Source organism: Megasphaera cerevisiae DSM 20462, assembly GCF_001045675.1.
Classification (GTDB): Bacteria; Bacillota; Negativicutes; order Veillonellales; family Megasphaeraceae; genus Megasphaera; species Megasphaera cerevisiae.
In genome coordinates this window covers 1-1,157 of record NZ_LEKT01000123.1, presented here as the reverse complement: position 1 = coordinate 1,157, position 1,157 = coordinate 1, and the positions used below count along the sequence as shown (strand labels likewise).

Sequence of the window (1,157 nt, the reverse complement as noted above, 5' to 3'; positions counted from 1 at the left end):
AACGGTTTATCTGCAATCATATATCCTATTGCGTTATCCAACAAACCTTGGGCAATCATAACCACGGAAGGCGATCCCTCAGGCTGGGATAATAACATAAATGGCATTGCAATAGCTGGAGCAGACATTGCCACCGCATCAAATACCCGAGCTAATATTTTATCTAAATGGGTTGTTAACGGTGGGACAATAACTCGGCAAGGGCAAAACGTACGGTTTTTTATTATTGGTGTTTAAACAGTGGGGAATTTGCGTAACAACCTCGGCAACGGACAATATGTGGTTCACATTACCATTGGCGTATAGTAATACTTCCTATCGCTTATTAGCGCAAGCTATTGATGCCGCCAACAACTCCCCAACATACGTAAAAGCGCAACAGACACAACAGGCATGTATCAATTATAACCACATCAATATTGGCGTGGCTTGGATTTCCGCAGGCTACTAAGCAGTGTAAAAAAAGTTATTTAATAGCCCATGCAAATCCATGTAAATATAAGATTTCCAGTATAATCTGTTCCATCCACATTAAAAGAACTGACAGCAAACCCAGTTTTGGATTCATTTAGTGTATACATCATGCGATATGCGCAGCTTACTGCCTTGGCCATAATATCTTGGTTCATAGCGATGGGGAATGTCACTGTTCGGTTAGTGGTATTTGGATTTATTCCCCACTGTCTATATACCGATGGTTATGCAGTGCGCCGCTGGCCTATCGGCCCCAGATGAGCGCAGTACAAATCCACTCAGCGACATGTTATAGTCCTTCAAGATGGCTACAGTTTGTTTGAAATCCGAATCGGCACTGCTTACAACTCCAGTTGCGACAATTTTATACCATTGCGTGTAAGCAATGGGAAGTGTTGCGGTTGATGCACTTCCGGCAGGAGCTTCGGTAGATACCCACTGTTTACTTGCCAAGGGACATCCATAAAATGTTAGATGTTGCTGATCCTGACGTATATCCTTGACCCAGTTCACAATCTATCAAAACATAAATTCCAGAACTATCAGCATTTCCAATATAAGGAGAAATGACAATATTAGGAATGTCATAACAATTAGGTGTAACTGTACTCCATAGATGCGTCATTGAGATATTAAAAGCAATCTTTCTTGCTGTAGCATCAATAGGCATTGCATTGTAATTT

The 1,157-nt window shown here is 41.3% G+C and carries 2 protein-coding genes; one reads left to right on the top strand and one right to left on the bottom strand.

Annotated elements, in window-relative coordinates; genetic code table 11:
* Positions 1–237, top strand: a 237-nt coding sequence (locus tag AB840_RS17370; protein ID WP_048515676.1) for a hypothetical protein, incomplete at its 5' end; no start/stop codon positions are given.
* A 679-nt stretch (positions 238–916) separates the two neighbouring features.
* Here AB840_RS17370 and AB840_RS17985 read toward each other — a convergent pair.
* The coding region (locus tag AB840_RS17985) for a hypothetical protein (protein WP_048515675.1) at positions 917–1,157 on the bottom strand (241 nt) is incomplete at its 5' end.